This is a genomic window from Pelagicoccus sp. SDUM812002, assembly GCF_031127835.1.
In the GTDB taxonomy this organism is placed as follows: domain Bacteria; phylum Verrucomicrobiota; class Verrucomicrobiia; order Opitutales; family Opitutaceae; genus Pelagicoccus.
In genome coordinates, this window is record NZ_JARXHX010000018.1 from 1 (window position 1) to 16,866 (window position 16,866).

13 protein-coding genes are annotated in these 16,866 nt (G+C 56.0%); 6 read left to right on the forward strand and 7 right to left on the reverse strand.

Annotated elements, in window-relative coordinates; all coding sequences use genetic code 11:
- Positions 1-277: 277 nt before the first annotated feature.
- From QEH53_RS19310 to QEH53_RS19320, 3 genes are all read right to left on the reverse strand, one after another.
- A complete protein-coding gene (locus QEH53_RS19310) occupies positions 278-2,377 on the reverse strand; it encodes a prolyl oligopeptidase family serine peptidase (protein ID WP_309024862.1) in 2,100 nt (699 codons plus the stop codon).
- Positions 2,378-2,401: 24 nt separating this feature from the next.
- A complete protein-coding gene (locus tag QEH53_RS19315) occupies positions 2,402-3,133 on the reverse strand; it encodes an NYN domain-containing protein (RefSeq protein WP_309024863.1) in 732 nt (243 codons plus the stop codon).
- Positions 3,134-3,437: 304 nt separating this feature from the next.
- Positions 3,438-3,929, reverse strand: a complete 492-nt coding sequence (locus QEH53_RS19320) for a hypothetical protein (RefSeq protein ID WP_309024864.1) — start codon at positions 3,927-3,929, stop codon at positions 3,438-3,440.
- A 216-nt stretch (positions 3,930-4,145) separates the two neighbouring features.
- Here QEH53_RS19320 and QEH53_RS19325 point away from each other — a divergent pair, with 216 nt between their 5' ends.
- Positions 4,146-5,711 carry a family 10 glycosylhydrolase gene (locus tag QEH53_RS19325; RefSeq protein WP_309024865.1) on the forward strand — a complete coding sequence of 522 codons (1,566 nt, stop codon included), beginning with the start codon at positions 4,146-4,148 and terminating at the stop codon, positions 5,709-5,711.
- 53 nt (positions 5,712-5,764) lie between these two features.
- Here QEH53_RS19325 and QEH53_RS19330 read toward each other — a convergent pair whose 3' ends face one another.
- The 4 genes from QEH53_RS19330 to QEH53_RS19345 form a co-directional block, all read right to left on the reverse strand.
- Positions 5,765-6,862 (reverse strand): endonuclease/exonuclease/phosphatase family protein, encoded by a 1,098-nt coding sequence (locus QEH53_RS19330; RefSeq protein WP_309024866.1) that lies wholly within the window; start codon positions 6,860-6,862, stop codon positions 5,765-5,767.
- Positions 6,863-6,946: 84 nt separating this feature from the next.
- Positions 6,947-9,373 (reverse strand): MMPL family transporter, encoded by a 2,427-nt coding sequence (locus QEH53_RS19335; protein WP_309024867.1) that lies wholly within the window; start codon positions 9,371-9,373, stop codon positions 6,947-6,949.
- On the reverse strand, positions 9,339-10,121 hold the full coding sequence (locus QEH53_RS19340) for a VacJ family lipoprotein (RefSeq protein ID WP_309024868.1): 783 nt from the start codon (positions 10,119-10,121) through the stop codon (positions 9,339-9,341). The genes QEH53_RS19335 and QEH53_RS19340 overlap by 35 nt, the downstream gene beginning before the upstream one ends.
- Positions 10,122-10,188: 67 nt before the next feature.
- Positions 10,189-10,788, reverse strand: coding sequence for a hypothetical protein (locus tag QEH53_RS19345; protein ID WP_309024869.1), 600 nt, complete (start codon positions 10,786-10,788; stop codon positions 10,189-10,191).
- A gap of 421 nt (positions 10,789-11,209) precedes the next feature.
- Here QEH53_RS19345 and QEH53_RS19350 point away from each other — a divergent pair, with 421 nt between their 5' ends.
- The 5 genes from QEH53_RS19350 to QEH53_RS19370 all read left to right on the forward strand — a co-directional run bounded on the left by QEH53_RS19350 (position 11,210) and on the right by QEH53_RS19370 (position 16,798).
- Positions 11,210-12,304, forward strand: coding sequence for a DUF748 domain-containing protein (locus QEH53_RS19350; RefSeq protein WP_309024870.1), 1,095 nt, complete (start codon positions 11,210-11,212; stop codon positions 12,302-12,304).
- 270 nt (positions 12,305-12,574) lie between these two features.
- Positions 12,575-13,000: a DUF2726 domain-containing protein gene (locus tag QEH53_RS19355; RefSeq protein WP_309024871.1), complete on the forward strand. Its 426-nt coding sequence runs from the start codon at positions 12,575-12,577 to the stop codon at positions 12,998-13,000.
- 372 nt (positions 13,001-13,372) lie between these two features.
- Entirely contained in the window at positions 13,373-13,867 is a 495-nt protein-coding gene (locus QEH53_RS19360; RefSeq protein WP_309024872.1) for a hypothetical protein, read from the forward strand.
- On the forward strand, positions 13,864-14,160 hold the full coding sequence (locus tag QEH53_RS19365; RefSeq protein ID WP_309024873.1) for a hypothetical protein: 297 nt from the start codon (positions 13,864-13,866) through the stop codon (positions 14,158-14,160). Before QEH53_RS19360 ends, QEH53_RS19365 begins: the two co-directional genes overlap by 4 nt.
- 67 nt (positions 14,161-14,227) lie before the next feature.
- Positions 14,228-16,798, forward strand: coding sequence for a hypothetical protein (locus QEH53_RS19370; protein WP_309024874.1), 2,571 nt, complete (start codon positions 14,228-14,230; stop codon positions 16,796-16,798).
- The last annotated feature ends 68 nt before the right edge of the window (positions 16,799-16,866 follow it).

The following is a 16,866-nucleotide window of genomic DNA, read 5'->3' on the forward strand; positions in this document are numbered from 1 at the left end:
TCTCAACAATGCAGGAGATCTTTTCTTATTTGTAGAATTAGAAAATGGATACGTCGCCTCGTTGGTTATATTTGAAATTTCTATCTCTCCCCATCAGTGGTATTCACGACACTTAAATTTACGGGTTAATTTACGCGAAAATTTACGGGCGCGTTAATTTTGTGTTTGGAGGTTTATACTTAGGTATAGATTTGGAATCGCAAGACGTATCTGCGTCCCGGAGGGGACATCTCCTCTTTGATGGAGAGCTTGAGGGGCAGAGGTGGCGTGGGTTCTATTATTCGTTCGCGGAGAGCTTATCCCAGAGGTAGGTGTAGATGAGGGCGGAGCTGTAGGCTCTTTGGGCGTTGGTGGAGGAGCCGGCGTGGCCGCCTTCGGTGTTCTCGTAATAGAGGGTGGGGTGGCCTTGCTGAAGCATCTTGGCCATCATCTTACGGGCGTGGCCCGGGTGGACGCGGTCGTCGCGGGTGGAGGTAGTGAAGAGGGGTTCCGGATAGGTCTGGTCGGGGTTCAGGTTTTGGTAGGGCGAATACTTGGAGATGTATTCCCATTCGTCAGGATTATCGGGGTCGCCGTATTCGCCCACCCAGCTCGCTCCCGCGAGTAGTTTGTCGTAGCGGCGCATATCCAGCAGCGGAACCGCGCAGACGACGGCGTTGAAGAGGTCGGGGCGCTGCGTGTAGGCCACGCCTACGAGCAAGCCGCCGTTGCTTCCTCCGAAGATGCCGAGGCTTTGCGGAGTGGCGATGCCGCGGCGGATCAGGTCTTCGGCGACGGCGATGAAGTCGTCGTAAGCGCGCTGGCGGTTTTCCTTGAGGGCCGCTCGGTGCCAGGCGGGGCCGAACTCGCCACCGCCGCGTATATTAGCGGTCACGTAGACACCGCCTTTCTCTAGCCATGCGGCTCCGGTGACGGCCCGATAGCCGGGCTTGATCGAAATTTCGAAGCCGCCGTAGCCGTAGAGCAGGGTCGGGTGGCTGCCGTCCGTTTCGAGGTTTTTGCGGGCTGTAACGAAATAGGGGATACGTGTACCGTCGGCAGAGATGGCTTCGTATTGGGTCGACTCCAAGCCTTCCGCATCGAAAAAGGCGGGCAACGCGTATACGGGAGTAGCGGCTATTTCGCCTTGCGCGAAGCGGTAATGGTAAAGGGTGGAGGGGGTGAGGAAGTCTTCGTAGGTTAAAAAGAAGTCAGTGTCCGTGTGGCGGAGGTTCTGGATCGAAAAACTTCCGAGACTCGGTGTATCGACCTTTTGGGCATGCCAGGAATCGTCGTTGCGGGTGTAACGATACAGGACGTTGCTTATGTTTTCGAGGAGGTTGAGGTATAGAGCATCTTGGGAAATGCCGACTTGGTCGATGCTCGAGCGCGAGTCGACCAAGACAACGGTGTTGAGCTTAGCGATACCTTCGAGCAGAAGCGGCAGGTCAGCGGAGACGAGGCTTCCTTGCGGGTAGGTGGTTCCGTCGACGGTCCAATCCGATTTGAGGTGCAGCAGCAATTGGTCTTGGAAGAGGCCTTCGACATCGGAGTCTTCCGGTATGGGGAGCTTTTTTAGGGCGCCGTCGACCCATGCAAATACGGTGCGGGTGAAGAAGGTGATGGATCGCTGGACGAAGAAATAGGTCGGCCCGTCGGCTTGGCGGAGGGAGAAGGGCCACGCTCCGACGTCGGTTTGTTCGCCCTCGAACAATTCGGTGGCCTCGTCGAGCGGTTGGTTGCGTATCCAGCGTTTGACGACGCGTGGATAGCCAGAGTTGGTCTGGGAGCCGGGCCCGAAGTCGGTGGCGATCAAGAGGGTGTCTCGGTCCACCCATTCGACGCTGCCTTTGGCGGTCGGCAAGTGGAAGCCATCCGCGACGAAGGCCTTGGCCTGCGGATCAAACTCCCGTATTTCCACGGCATCACCTCCGCCGGGAGAAAGCTCCATGAGGCAGCGTTGGTAGTCCGGCTGCAACCAAGACGCACCTTTGTAGACCCACTTAACGCCTTCCTCTTCGCCGAGCAGATCGATATCGAGGACGGTTTCCCATAGGGGCGAGCCAGAGAGGTAGGAGGTCTTAGGCGAACGGCGAAGCAATCCGCGCGGGTTGTCTTCGTCTTGCCAGAAATTATAGACGAAGTCCTGGCGAACAGCGGGGTAGGGAATCCGTTCGTCCGAATCGAGGATTTGCAAGGACCTTGCCTCGATCTGATCGAAGAGGGCGGTCTCCGCGTAGCGCCTATGGGCGATGGCGTTTTGCTGCTCTACCCATGCGAGCGCTTCGGGGCTGTCTACGGCTTCGAGCCAGAGGTGCGGATCGTTTTCGGGTGGGTGAGCGCTGGCAGGCATGGCGAGGAGAGTGGTGACAAGGATCAGAGAGGTGAGCTGGAACATGGGAGGTATAAGCAACAAGGGATGCTATTTACCTCGCAGGCGCACGGAGAATATGGAACCGGTGCCGTTGTTTTCCTTGTGGATTTCGAAGGTGTCGATAGCGGCGAAAAGTTCGCTGAGCTTGGAGAATCCGTAGTTGCGGGGGTCGAAGGAACCTTGGTTGAGAATGTGGTTGCCGACCGGGCCGAGGCGGGCCCAGCCGTCTTCGTCCGCTCTGGCGTCCACCGCGTTGCGAAGCAGGTTCATTAACTTGGTGTCGCCCTTGAGCTTTTGGGTGGGGCCAGTCTTGTCGCTCTGCTTAACCTTGGCTTTCTTTTCGTCGTCGAGGTAGAGGAAGCGGGTGCAGCTGGCGACGAAGGGCTCGGGTGTCTTGGCGTCGCCGAAGCCGATAACGCGCTTGCCGTCGGCCCGCAGGCGGAGGACGAGCGGCGTGAAGTCGCAGTCGGAGGAGACGAGGCAGAAGGTGCCGACGTTCTTAGTATAGAGAATGTCCATGGCCTCGATGAGCAGGGCCATGTCGGAGGCGTTCTTGCCCTTGACGATGTCGAAGTGCTGCACGGGCTGGATCGCGTATTCGTGCAGCACTTTTTCCCAGCCGGAGAGGGCGGGTTTCTTCCAGTTTCCGTAGGCTCGGCGGATGCTGACGCTGCCGTAGGTGGCGAGCTCGGCGATGATGAAGTTGATCTTGGCGGCCGGGGCGTTGTCGGCGTCGATGAGTAGAGCGATGTTCTCGCCGGAGGATTCGGTATCGGGCATGGATGCTGGGATTGGGGATCAAGAGAAAGACGAAGTGACCCATACGTTTGAGGCTGCAGCGAGGCAAGGGATTAACAGTGCAAATACTTAGAAGGGGGTTCGAAACCACTGGTCCATACGGATTGCACGCGGATGAACGGGTTGTGCCGTGTTTGCCCACGACGGAGGCTTGCCGGAGTGGTGAGTCAAATACTCGAAGGGTCACGAATGGGTGAGGATGATCCTGCCGACCGGACGGGGTGGAAGCCGTCCCTCCAGTGAGGGGGAGCGATCTAGCTGGGCACGGCGAGAAGCAGGCGTGGGGCTATACCTTGGCTGCTATTTCAAGAGGGACTAGGTCGCGAATGGCTCCCCAGCGGCCGTGCTCGACCTCGGCTTTAAGTGTCGTACCGCCTACTTTGAATATGATAAACTGGCTATTGTTCACCGTTTTGAAATCAATCGAACGCAGCTCGCTCATAGGCCAGCATTTTTCCTTGCCGAAGAATTTAGCGCGAATTTCCGTATCAGTAATTGTGATACGGCTAGGGCAAACGAATGACGCGTAGGCGAAGGTAAAGGGAAAGAAGGGGAGCGATATGACAAACACTCCAAAGACCGGGCCAAGAGCCTGCAACCAGAGAATGGTGAAGTCGAATGCGAAGTCTTCGTCCTTGGTCAGGTAGGTTGCCCCTTCGTATTCTTGATGGCTACCGCCAAAAGAGTAAACGATTCCGTAAAGGAGAATACCAGCTATCGCCGCGTAGGAACCTGAAAGAATGAGACGCGAGGAAATGGGCGAGGAAAGGCGGACCATAAATACCTGGTGTTGAGGCGGCTACGACAGAGGTGGAGCGAGGGATACGTTAGCCGTAACGAGGAGGCAAGGCATTTTGCGGGAGGTTCGTAGAATCATGATTTTGATTAAATCCTGCAGCGCGGACGGGGTGGAACCCGTCCCTCCAGTTGATTTGATTTCGACGGGTTGGGGGATCGATTTTGACTTTGGTTCAAACCGTTTTGTTTATGGCGCATGGTTGAATCTGGGCATAACTTTCGGAAAGCGTTAGCGACAGCGTTCGTCGCGGCTCTTTTCGCGGTCTGCTTTCTGCCGGGATGCTCCTCGGATATCGAGGAACCTGTCGAGGTCGCTGCTACTGTACCTAGCCTAACCCCGCCGGAGATCGCTCGCGAATTCCGCGGCGTATGGATTCCCACGGTGGCGAACTTGAGCTGGCCCTCGAAGCCCGGCCTTAGCATTGCCGACCAACAAGCGGAGTTATTGGCTCTGCTGGATGAGGCTTTGGAGCTGAATCAGAATGCGGTCATCCTGCAAGTGAGACCCGCTTGCGATGCGTTTTACCTGTCGGACATTGAACCGTGGTCTGAGTACCTTACAGGAAAGCAGGGCCAAGGTCCCTTGCCCTTTTACGATCCTTTGGAGTTTGCGGTGACAGAAGCCCACCAACGGGGACTCGAGCTGCATGCTTGGTTCAACCCCTATCGAGTTCGGAGCTTGAAGATAACAGCTCCCGCTGCGGATAGCCACGTGAGCAAGCGGCATCCGGAATGGGTTCGCACGTACGGCAGTCTGCTCTGGCTGGATCCTGGGCTGCCGGAGGTACAGGACTACACGCTGCAAGTCGTGCTGGACGTGGTGCAGCGCTACGACATCGATGCCGTTCATTTCGACGACTATTTTTATCCCTATCCAGAGAAGGACAAAAAGGGGAAGTATTTGGATTTTCCTGACAATCTGAGCTGGGAGAAATTCGGAAAGGAAACCGGCCTCATCCGAAGCGATTGGCGTCGCCGTAACGTAGATGAGTTTGTCCATAAAGTGTATCGGGAAATTCACGACGTGAAGCCTCAGATAAAGTTTGGCATTAGTCCCTTCGGCATCTGGCGGCCCGGCCACCCCGATACGATCGCCGGACTCGATGCCTACGAGGCGCTCTATGCAGACGCTCGAAAATGGCTACGGGAGGGCTGGTGCGACTATCTAGCGCCTCAGCTTTACTGGCCCATCAACGACCCGCCAACGAGCTACCCAATCCTCCTGGACTGGTGGACGGGGCAAAGCCTGCTGGATCGTCATGTCTTTCCCGGGCTCAATGCCCTGAAGGTTTTGGACGGGTGGCCAGTTGCAGAAATCTCAAGGCAAATCGAGTTCACTCGCACCCAGCCGAGAGCAGGAGGGCAAATCCTCTGGAGCGTCAATGCCTACAGGGACAAAAAGGCGTTCAAGGATGAGCTTGCGGGCGAGGTTTACACGGAACCAGCTTTGAGCCCTCGATTTGAGTGGCTTGATTCTACCCCGCCCGCGACGCCGACCTTGTCGATGAATGTCGCGGATAATGGATACGAGGCGACATGGAGCGCACTGGGCGACGAAGAGGCTTGGCTGTGGGTGGTGCAGACGCTCGAGCGCGGCGAATGGAAAACGAGTATCCTTCCCCGAGGCGAAACATCTTTTCGATTCGTTTCGACTATCGAGGGCGTCGCCGTGACAAGCGTGGACCGCAGCGGAAACACGAGCTTGCCAGCGGTTCTGGAAGTTGAGTCAGGCGAGAGCCGCGACCAAGGCGCCGATCGCTAGGGCAGTTGCCACCATCGCGTGCAGCTGACCCGCTTCGGATCGGATCGAAAAGCTTAGCGGTCTGGCTGATGGACGTCGTTAGGGCTGACGTTTTCGTCGTCCAGCTTTTCATCCATCATCTCCTTGTCATCCTCATCCGGCTTCAGCGGCTCTGAATCGTTGGAATCCTTGGGGGTCAACACGAGTTTGACGTACATCGAAAAGTGGTCGGAGCCGTACTTCGGAAGACGACGAATGGTCGCGAGCTCGAAGTGTTTGCTACAAAAAAGATGGTCGAGCGGCCAACGAAAGCACCAGAGCTTAGCATGAAATGTATTGAACATTCCCCTACCGATACGGACGTCCCGCATGCCGCTCGCTTCGCGGAATAGTCGGGTAGTGCCGGACCAGGCTACATCGTTGAGATCGCCTGTCACGATAGCTGGAACGAGGGCCTTCGACACGCTTTTTCCAACCATGGTCAACTCCGCGTCGCGCTCAGAGCTTTCGGTGTTTTCCGATGGGCTAGGCGGAGCAGGATGGATGAAATGCAAACGTATCGCTCGCCCGTTTTCCAATCTGGCAAGCGTATGGACCGAGGGTACGTTTTCCTCTACGAGCTGTTGGATCTTCGTATTCTCCAGTTCGAAACGGGAGTAGACCAGCATGCCATAGAGGTTGTCGATCGGGCACTTAGCGGTGTGGTGGTAGCCGTGTTCCCGCTCGAGTACGTCGAGCTTGTCTTGCCACCACTGATCGGTCTCGAGTGTGACAAGAATATCTGGCTGAGCATCGAGCACTATTTTAAGGAATCCATCGGCGTTGCGATTTGTTTGCAAAACGTTAGCGGTCATCATCGCGATGCTTTCGCCGCTCTCCGGATTGCGGCAATTGACGACCTCCTCCTTCCAGAAGCACGTGTAAGGAAGGATCCACCACGCTTCAATGCCTAACGCAAGCAGGCAACCGCCAACAGCTGCCCAGCTCCAGAGGCTTTCGAAATCGAGTATCCACAAATCGACTGCAAGCAAGATGCCGGCGAGAGACGCGAATTGCAGCCGAGGGAAATCGAAGCCTCGCACCCACCAACCCTCGAAGCGCAGGAATGGTATGACTGCGCAAAGCAGGACGAGGAAAGAGAGACAGATGCACGCTATTTCGGAAATCGACATAGTATACTGGAGTAGCATTCGAAAAGAGGGCGCGGGGTCAACCCCGCGGATGCGAACGGACGCAGTATCATAAGTCCGCTTTGACTAGGGCGTCGTAGACGTCGCGGCACCTTCGCTACTCCCTTTGTCTTCCGAGAAAAGCAACAGCAATGCCGGAAGCGTGAGCAAATCAGCCAGCAGAGCAATGCTGATAGAAAGGGCGGTCAGGAGCCCAAACCAGACGCTCGGGATGAAGTCGGAGAAGACCAGCAGTGAGAACCCAGTCACTATGACGATGGTGGTATACAGCATGGCGTAGCCGACTGAGCGATGGGTCCGCTTAACAGCGTCGGCGGGAGAGTGGCCGTGGGAAATTTCCTTTTGGTAGCGGTGGGCGTAGTGGATGGTATCGTCCACTGAAATGCCCATGGCGACCGAGGCGATGGTCATGGTCATGAAGTCCAGGGCGATGCCAGCCCAGCCCATGATCCCGAGCACGACGCCAATCGAGATGACGTTTGGCACCATGCAGACGAGCGCGATGCGGAGCGACCTGAAGATGGCCAGAAAACAAATGAATACGCCGGCGGCTACGATCCCCAGGGTGAGGACTTGGGACCGGTAAAGGCTTTGCAGCAAGTCCTGGTAGACGACGAACAGGTTACTGAGCTGGTACGTGTCCGAGCCGATCCCGAGATCGGCGGCTCGTTGGTGGATGGAGTCGATAAGCACCGCCCGGTCGAGATCCTCCGTCGAGTCCTCAATTCGCAAGCTGATGCGAGCTTGGTGATGAGGCTCGGAGTAAAACGAGCCGAACAGGGAATCACGCAAAGTCTGGTCTACGGTGTAATAGGCTGCGGACAATTCGTATTCGGTGAGAGGCCGGCCTTGATTGAGCTGCTTCGCCAATTCGGTAAAGTTGACCAACGATAGGGCTTTGCCCACGCCTTCGATCTGGGAAACTTCATGCTGGAAGGCCTGCATGGTTTGGATCTCTTTGGCGGTTGCGAGGAGCGCGGTGTCGTCCTTTTCCTGCAAGGTGTAGATGATGTCGAGCGGGACGGAGCCGCCAAACTGCTGGTCGATAAAGCGGAGCTCTTTGTGAACGAGCGTCGAGCTTCGAAAGTAGTTGATGAAACTGTTTTCGACGGAGAGGAAGGCCACCCCAGCGGCGCCGGACAAAAAGAGGAGAATCGAGCCGATTATTACTCCGCGAGGGGCAGCAACCACCCAACGCGCCCCGACGGACAATGAGTGCTGGGCGAATGAGCGCTCGCTTTGCGGCTTTTCGGACGAGAGCAGGGCGGCGATTTGCGGAAACAGAGCCAAGCTGCCGAGAGTGGAAGCGATCATAGCGAGGATCATCATCAAGCCGAACGTATCTACTGGCTGGATACCAGAAAACATCAAGGCGGCGAAACCGATAGAAGTCGTTAAAGCTGAATACAGACAAGGGGCAGTTTTCTCGCGCAGGACGGCGCTGGCGACGTCTGCCGCGCTGGCCTTCGGGGCTGCCCGACGCTCCTCGCGGTACTGCACGATCAAGTGGATGACGATGGCCAGCGTGAGCACGATCTGCAGCGAGATGAAATTCGCGGAGATGACGGTACCCTTCAGTCCTAAGATTGCGAATACACCGAGCGTGCAGACGGCGCTGAACGCGCTGGCGACGAAGGGCACGAGAACCCAGCGGATTGATCGAAACAGAAGAAAGAGGACGATACAGGCGGCAATCGCTAAAGCGCCTCCGAATACCACCAAGTCGTTGCGGACGATTTCCACCAGTTGGTAGGCGAGAGCTTGTTCGCCCCCGAGATAGACGCGAGCCCGCTCTTGATACGGTGCGAGGATTTCTCGGATTTGTTCGACTTCCCGGTGGCGGCGCTCGGCGAGCTGCTGCTTGATGGGCTCGGCTTGGTCGTCAATCGTTTGGATGGCGTCCTGGTCGGGCTCGTCCTGGCGTAGCAGCTCGAGCTTCCGCTGGTGAAGTTGATCGAGCTCGGGATCGCGTCGGAACGTGACTTGAAGGCTGGTAGCGGTCTGGTCCTTGTTTACCAGAAGGTCCTCGTAAAGCGGGTGTCCGGCGAAGAGCCCAGGCAGCGTATCGAGCGGCGGACCGCTTTTTTCAAGCGTCCAATCGTCGGGATCCATGTTCGGATCAAGGCCTCCTGTCGCCAGGCTGAGAAGCGGCACGTTGAGGATGGAGCGAACGGTGTCGACTCGATCAAGACGGGAAATCTCTTGGCTGATGGCGCCGAGGTCCGAGACGGTTTTCTCTGAAAAGAGTTCGTGGTCTAGTGGTTCGTACGCGATGAGCAGAAACTCCTGCGGCTGGAAGCGCTGGTCGATCTGCTGGGTGAGACGAAAATAGGGGTTGTCTCTGTCGACCAAGGTCTCCGCGGAGGCATCGATCTCGAAGCGGGTGGAGTGCCATGCTAGAAACGCGAAGAGAAGGCCGAGGACAACGAGGAAGGTCCGTGGGTGGGCGAGCCAGGGACTAGTTTTGCTCTGGCTCGGTCGGGTAGTCTTCATCGCGTCGTTGGCCTTGCTCGTAGAAGTTGCGGAAGAAGCGGTAGGGATCCTCGGTTTCCCGGTAGAGCTCCATGTAGTTTTCCGCGAACGGGGCGTTCTCCTGGAAGGCGTCGGTGACTTTCAGCTGAGTCGAAAGAGGGCGATCGAAAATGGAAAACGGATGCAGTAGCGAGTCGCCGATAAGGCCAAGGGTATCGCGACAATCCGAGGCCCCGATGAACGGGATGACAAGGTAGGGACCACGCCCCATTCCGTACTGCCTCAGGGTAGCGTCGAAATCCGTATCCGTTTTCTGGATTCCGAACCGTTGAGTTGCGGGGTCGAACACGCCGGCGACGCCTAAGGTGAGATTAATGCCAAAGCGTTTCAGGCTGCTCAGCGACTTTCGTCCGTTCCCTTGCAGCCCATGATGGAGGGCTGAGAGGGGGGCTTGAGCGGTATCGAAGACATTTCCTATGCTCTTGCGCGCAGGCTCAGGCACGATGCGTCGGTAGCCCTTGCTCAAAGGCGTAATGGCGAAGCGCCGCGTGACGTGGTTAAACGCGAAAATCGCTTTATTGAAAGGCCGTAGAGTGTCCTCTTCTTCTGGATACTCGACAACAGTCGGTTCTAGGTCAGTTTGACGTAGAGCGTCGCTGGAGAGATCCGGTGAGGACTGTTGGTCGGGTGCAGGCTGGCCCGGAACCTCAACAGCAACGAGGCAAGAGAGGAAGAGGAGCAAGCTGAGTGAAGGCGTTTTTGGTGACACGGAGATAGGCAGTCAAAATCGGTCGGGCAGCCTGTTCCTGCAGCGCCGCCCGAACCAACTGATCGCTTTAGGCTTCTTCGTCGAGACGCTCGACAAGTTTGTCGATAGCGTCGTCGAGCTGTTCCGCATCGAGGCTGGTATCGTCCTCGGTGATGTAGCCTCTCCAGAGAAGGGTTTCTGTATTCACATCGTAGATATCGAGCAGGAAGATGCGGGTGTTAGCGGGGAGATAAATCGGTTCGCTTGCGTCGGTGGCTGGGACCGTCTGCGTCTTGGAGACGGTCGTTACCGATCCGTCTCGGTTACGCGTTTCTTCCGTGGTGGTTACGGTGATTTTTTCGGTGAGCGAAGCGTCGAGGTAGCTCGCCTGCACTGCGGGATAGGTACGCAGAATAGCGCGAATCTGTGGATTTCGTTCGCCGACGTAATCGAAGCCGTACTCTTCGAGCTCTTCGATCAGTTCGGAGCTAGCCACTTCCTGCATCTGGGAACTGAATGCGGTGTCCATATCCGCTGTGTCAGGAATGGTGACAGCGAATCGATCCGTCTTCTGCAGATCGAGAGCTCTAGTGACGGAGCTTGAAGTCACGGATTCGGGTGTGGCACAGCCAGCAATTAGGAGGATAGCCAACAGTGCAAACGGGATGGGTAAAGTGCTTTTTTTCATAACGATAGTGGGTTTTACATTAATGATTGCAGTAAGGCATTGCTCGTAGGGTGCCAAACCGAGGGCACCTTTGCTACTAAACGGCTTTGCTCTTTGTAAGTTGCTGTATACGATCTAGTTACTCGATCAACCTGCATGAATTCCCTTTTCTGAGGATTGGACAAGCTAGTCGCAACGGTGCAGTTCGCACCCTCGAGTGGTGGAGATTCGGGCGAAAGCTTCGCGTGGGTACATTCCCAACTTTGTTACGGGTCGAGCGGTCGTCCAGGTGGATTCTGAAGTTTGGCACTTCCCGTGCATATCGGACAGCAACCTATGAAAACGGTGTACCCACTGCCCGAGCGCGGCGATGAGCGTGCTGCGATGCATTGATTGGCACTGCTTTATGCAACGCTGAACGAACACGAAGGGAGTAACGAAGATGACGATACACAAAAATTGGGGCTCTCTTTCGCGCAAAGCCCGCTTCGGGTGGATCTGCTTGGCGGTGTTCGCGATCTTGCTGACGCTTCGTGCCGCGGCTCCCACTCTGGTCGAGCGTCATGTCAATGGCGTGCTGGACAACCTGGATGGCTACAGCGGTTCGATTGACGATGTCGACCTATCGCTCTTCAGGGGAGCCTACCGCATCGAGGGACTGGTGCTTGATAAGGACGAGGGCGGAGCAAAGATTCCCTTCCTGGAGGTGCCTGGACTGGATCTTTCGATCGAGTGGAAGGCGCTACTGGACGGCGGATTGGTAGGTGAATTAATCTTAGAGGAACCTGTCCTCTCGCTCTTGGCGGCAGAAGATGAGGAAGACGAGCAACTCGGGGAAGAAGGAAACTGGCTAGAATCGGTGCAGTCGCTCGTCCCCTTCGTACTGAATCGGTTCGAGGTGGAGAACGGCACGATCACATTTGATTTTGCAGACGATGCGGCACCGCTGATGGTGAAGGCAAACTCGCTGCAGATGCTGGCGACCGACATTACGAATGTGGCGGATGTGGCCGAAGAGCTTCCCTCGCGGCTCAGGGCGACGGCGACGCTAGAAGAGGGGGCTCCATTGCGATTGGAGGGCCGCTTCGATCTGACTGGAGACACGTGGGAGATGGATATGGAACTAGAGTGCGAGCCAATCGAGTTGGACTACCTAAATCCGTTTCTGGAGAAGTACGCCAATCTAGATGTGCGCGGCGGGAACCTCGGCCTGTTCGCGGAGTGCGCGGTAGCGGCTGGAGAGGTCGACGGTTACCTCAAGTTTCTCGCTCAGGATATCGACGTTTACGAGTCGGGCGAAGAGGGCGGCCCACTCTCGGCTTTGTGGGAAGCGGTGGCCGCGGGGCTGATAACCATAACGAAAAACCGAAACAAAGACCAATTCGCGGCAAAGGTACCCTTTTCCGGGAAAACGGAGGATTTCAGTGCCGGGACGTTCGCCTCGGTCGGATCGCTTTTGAGAAACGCTTTCGTGAAAGCCCTATCCGGCAATGTGGACGACAGCATCAGTCTAGCGGACTTGGACCAGGAAAACTGATCGCTAGCGGCGCTTGAACGAGGATGGGAGCCCCGTCGAACGAGCAATACTCTAGTAACCAACCGGCCACGAAACGTAAACGGGACTGCCAGCAACACCTTCTCGTCAGTCTCTCAGGAAATTCTTTTTCCGGACGATTTGTGAGGGATGCTGTTACTACTAATTTTTATTATAGCAGGGTCGCTGTTTGCGATGTCGCTTTGCCTAAAACTTCTAAAGCGCAGCCGCTATCAAGGACCGCCAGCAGTCCCAGAGAAGCGGACGAGCAGGGTGCCCCAGCCCGGACACGAGCTTGCAGGGCATTATCAGCGAAAAGACGCCCTCTTGAGTCCTTCGGAGCGTCAGTTCTATGTGGAGCTGAAATCAGCCTTGTCGATCGAGCACGAGGTTTCCTGCAAGGTTCGTTTGGAGGACATTTTTCTCGTGAAGCCGATGCATAGCCGAAATGAACGCCACAGCCTCCGGAATCGGATCAAGTCCCGGCATGTGGACTTCGTTGTAACGAACGCAGCAGATTCACGCATCGTGGCCTTGGTCGAGCTAGACGATTCGTCGCATCGGTCGAAGTCTGCCCAGGATAGCGATCTCTTCAAGGACGAGCTCGCTCGAGCAACGGGCGTGAACCTGTTGAGATTTCCAGCTCGCAGCCAGTATGACGTCAGCGAGATCCAGCTCAGCCTGTATGGACCCAACTGATACGGACTCCGAATCTTGAGCTTGGCTTCCTTCTATGAACCTAACGCCATCGACCATGCATATCGGAGTTAATCCGTGGATACGCACGCCGCCTATAATACGCTAGAACGCGTAATCACATGAATCAGAGCCTTTTTTACATTCTAGTGTGCTTTACAGGTCCATTGCAGAAAATACTCATTGCCTAACGCATACCTTTTTATTTCGCACAATAGATATTATGTCTAATCTTAGTTCAAAGGAAGCAATGCTCTGTTTTTCGGTTTGAATTCATGTTTGCTCCTCTTCTGCCACAGTGCCCACTTCAGTCTTTTGCTGTTTTGGAAGATGGATACGTGAGTTCACGGGTTAACGCACTTTTTGCGTGTGATCGTGAATAAAGTGCCCGACCGAGTGTCTGGAGGCTTTCAAAACTTCCTCTTCTTTGGTTTCAAGGAATTGGGAGTTCAGGTCATGACGCAACGCAGGCACGGCAACAAGGGTTACAACGGCCATCGCCCATTGGGACGATCCCAGCTGAAACAGCGTTTTCTGCGGGCTCGTGAGAATCCTCTACCTCCTACCGCTGATCTAGAAAACGTTGCAGATGCCGGTTGTTTAGCGGAACTGGGCCCATGGCCGTATGAAATTTCTAATTACTGCTGCGAAAGTTGCTATCGCGAAGCTATGGGCTATGCGGACGAGGAAGATCTAGATCTCCACTCTGTACGGCTTCTGTTGGATACGCTCTTGCACCCAGATCCTTGGGTCTTGGATTTGGAACAGGCACGCGATCGTATGCTGCCAGATACGCCAATGAGCCACTCTGTTTGGTCGATTCAGCAGAGCCCATTGAGGAACGTTTGGCGAACCACGTGCAGCGTATGATCGGCGCGGCTTCAGAAAACGCTCCTTTGCGGCAATCTGTTCTAGCTGGCGTCAGCGATTCCTCGCGGTTGCAGCGGATTCGCGAGGTCAGCCAAAGAATGGCTACGCCGCATTTCGGACGGTTGATTTTGCTGTTTTCGCCCTTCTGGATTCGCGAAAACACCGTGGAGGTGGACCTCGGCCAGCTCCGCGTGGTGCAGGCTCGCGGTAAATTTAATCGCCCTGCCAATGCCGCCGAACAAGCTACCATTTCCCGCTGGTTCGCTGCCGTCGTTGAAGAGAACCACACCTGAGTATTTCTAGGTCTCGGACGACATTCCTCCCCACTTTTCCAATCCTGAATCCAATACCAACCGACTCATGACTCCATTCCCACAATCCAAGCTCCCAAGCGCCGTACGAATGGTGGCTGGCTTCGTTCTGGCCGCCCTGCTTTCAGTGCAGACTTTAACTGCTCAAGTGCCCACTGGCCCTTGGACGGGCCTCGACAAGTCGATCCATCGCGGTCAACTGCACGAACTCAAGCTCGAGCTGAAGGAAGCCAGCGATGAGGAGGCAGGTCTCTTCCCAAGGCGCTCTCCCCTCGCCTTACCTGCGCTTGAAAAACGGATACTTGCCGGATCGATGGAATTCTGGGTCGACACGAATCGAGGCAAAACGCTGCTTCGCGAAACGCGTGACATCATGGTCGCCTACTTCCCGGAGATCCGTATAATGTCATTGCATTTCAAATACGGTACTCGGATTGATCCCATTAACACGCATGTCGGCATCTATGATCCGCAAGATCAAGTGATCGCCTTCTTCCATACAGGAGGAGCAGCGAGAGACAGCCTTCCCTACATCTTGCAGGCAGGCCGTACGCCACCCCAGGACTTACAGCAGCTCACCGAGCAAAAGGGTTCCTCGGTCTTTCCGGTCGCAGCGAATCCAACAAACGTTTTTCAGGCGGCCCAACAACGCAAACAGGCCCAGCAGGCCGCTAAGCGGCAGCAGGAGCTGATTCTCAAATATCAGCCGCGCATCCAGGCCCTGCAGCAAGAGATGATCGCCGCCTTTCAAGTGGGCAACAATGCTCTAGCTCAGGAGAAGCAACGGGAAATGCAGGAGCTCGCCGTGAAGCTGAAGGCTGTCCAACGTGGCGAAATCCCAGCGGAGGAGCTCGAGGCCGGCAATTCCTCCGGCGGGTCGAGCACGGCCTCGAAGCCGGGATCAGGTTGTCCGGAGGAAGCGCAGGCTTGGATCGGCGAACTAGAGGCCAACGGCGAGTCGCATCGTGAGTTTAGCGGTATGGTTCGGCTGGGGAACTTTTTCCGCGACGAGTATTTCGTCCCTCATTTCGAGGAAACTTTTAGCGACTTCAGCAAGCAGCAAAGCATGAAGGTTTCCCGAGACATCCAACAGCGTTGCCTCCCGGCAGGGTCCCATCTGCGCAACTCCGCTTACGTCCCCACTTTGGGCGGCATCTTCATGGACAGCCAACAGTTTAACCGCTTCGACGCGCTGTCCACGGCTAAAGCCCTCGATATGCTGGCGAAGTGGCAGGAGCAAACGATTCGCCGGGTTGAGGAGTCTGGAAGCCTTGAGCTTACGGAAGCGTTCGAGCTGATTCGCAACGGGATTACCGGAGCTCTTTGGCCGAGCGGACAAGAGGTGGCTCGTGAACAGATGGCGGAAGTGGTTTCCAGCAAAGTGAGCAAGCTGGTTTATTCGGAACTCGAAGCTATTTTAGATCGTCTTGTAAATGCGGATACGGCGGCTCCTTTGCGGGAGTTGATGAACTTGCGAAGAGGAAGCCTCGCGAGCAAGATTCCAGGCGGTAAGGCGGATGCGTTCGAGGAAGCGCTTTGGATAAAAGTGGACCCCGTGCTAGGACGCTACTTGGATAAGCGATTGCGCGACTTTGGCGAATCGAGGGATGGCCGCGAAACCTTAGCTGCAGGTAAGCGTTGGCATCGCGAAGCCGGCGAGGCCTTGCAGTTTATCGGCGAGCGGCCGGCCTATCGCGACTTTGAAACCGCTTTCTCGAAGCAACGCCAGCAGTCCTACGACGCGGCGGAAAAGAGCTTGGAGGCAGACTTGATGGAGATCACCGAAAAGCGTGCCGCGATGGAGTTCGATTGGCCTTTCGCGCTGAAGACGGACTTGGCTGTCAGCGCGGCATGGCGGGGTCTCAAGGCGCTGCAGCAAAAGCGTATCGAGCAAATCGATTGCCAGAACTATTTGGCCCGCGTGGGCGACGGGCCGTTTGCCCCAGATTATCCAGGATCAGTTTATCTAAACGCGGTCTACCGCGGAGATGTGCAAACCATGCGGGCGGAAGATCAAGCCTACCAACAGCAGATACGGGAATACCTAGCCCCTCTGCTCAACAGCAGCGCCATGGATTCGATGGACGTAATTGTGGGCAGCATCCTTGGCCCTGAGTTCAAGGTGAGTAATGCCTACCTGAACGGTATCGCCGACACGAATGGATACGACTCCCTGCTCGCTTGTTTCGTGGTCAAGTACCACGGGGTCTATGGCAACTGCGGTGGTAGGCCGACAACCGTCATTCCGGTGACTACCATCACTACGACCGTGCAGCAGTTTACGGATGGGACTAGCAGAAGCTTCGAAAGCGACCGCGAAACAAACAACCACACAGTACTGCGGGACCATTCGACGGCCTGGCGCGAATACGAAGGCAGATATTCCGACCCACAGCTGATGCGCTATGCAGCGATGCTATCGAAATCGATGTCTCCTGAGGGCAAGGATCTGAATCTTGGATACAAATTGGCCGATGCAATCGAAGGCTTGATCAAGGCAATGCGGACTTATCCTTGCGATCACGACGTGACGCAGCGAATGGAAGCTAACCTGTTGGACCTTTTCAACGGTCGCTCGCCCCGCCGTACCGGCCCCGTGGGTACAAACTGGAAACACTAACGCAAAAGCCCCTGCCGCGAAAGCAGGGGCTTTTTTGTAATGGCAGACCGGGTGGAACCGGTACCGCC

What these genes read in the sequence shown, in the direction of transcription:
- QEH53_RS19310 (WP_309024862.1), bottom strand. Translation starts at nt 2,377, where the DNA reads ATGTTCCAGCTCACCTCTCTGATCCTTGTCACCACTCTCCTCGCCATG.
- QEH53_RS19315 (WP_309024863.1), bottom strand. Translation starts at nt 3,133, where the DNA reads ATGCCCGATACCGAATCCTCCGGCGAGAACATCGCTCTACTCATCGAC.
- QEH53_RS19320 (WP_309024864.1), bottom strand. Translation starts at nt 3,929, where the DNA reads ATGGTCCGCCTTTCCTCGCCCATTTCCTCGCGTCTCATTCTTTCAGGT.
- QEH53_RS19325 (WP_309024865.1), top strand. Translation starts at nt 4,146, where the DNA reads ATGGTTGAATCTGGGCATAACTTTCGGAAAGCGTTAGCGACAGCGTTC.
- QEH53_RS19330 (WP_309024866.1), bottom strand. Translation starts at nt 6,862, where the DNA reads ATGTCGATTTCCGAAATAGCGTGCATCTGTCTCTCTTTCCTCGTCCTG.
- QEH53_RS19335 (WP_309024867.1), bottom strand. Translation starts at nt 9,373, where the DNA reads ATGAAGACTACCCGACCGAGCCAGAGCAAAACTAGTCCCTGGCTCGCC.
- QEH53_RS19345 (WP_309024869.1), bottom strand. Translation starts at nt 10,788, where the DNA reads ATGAAAAAAAGCACTTTACCCATCCCGTTTGCACTGTTGGCTATCCTC.
- QEH53_RS19350 (WP_309024870.1), top strand. Translation starts at nt 11,210, where the DNA reads ATGACGATACACAAAAATTGGGGCTCTCTTTCGCGCAAAGCCCGCTTC.
- QEH53_RS19365 (WP_309024873.1), top strand. Translation starts at nt 13,864, where the DNA reads ATGATCGGCGCGGCTTCAGAAAACGCTCCTTTGCGGCAATCTGTTCTA.
- QEH53_RS19370 (WP_309024874.1), top strand. Translation starts at nt 14,228, where the DNA reads ATGACTCCATTCCCACAATCCAAGCTCCCAAGCGCCGTACGAATGGTG.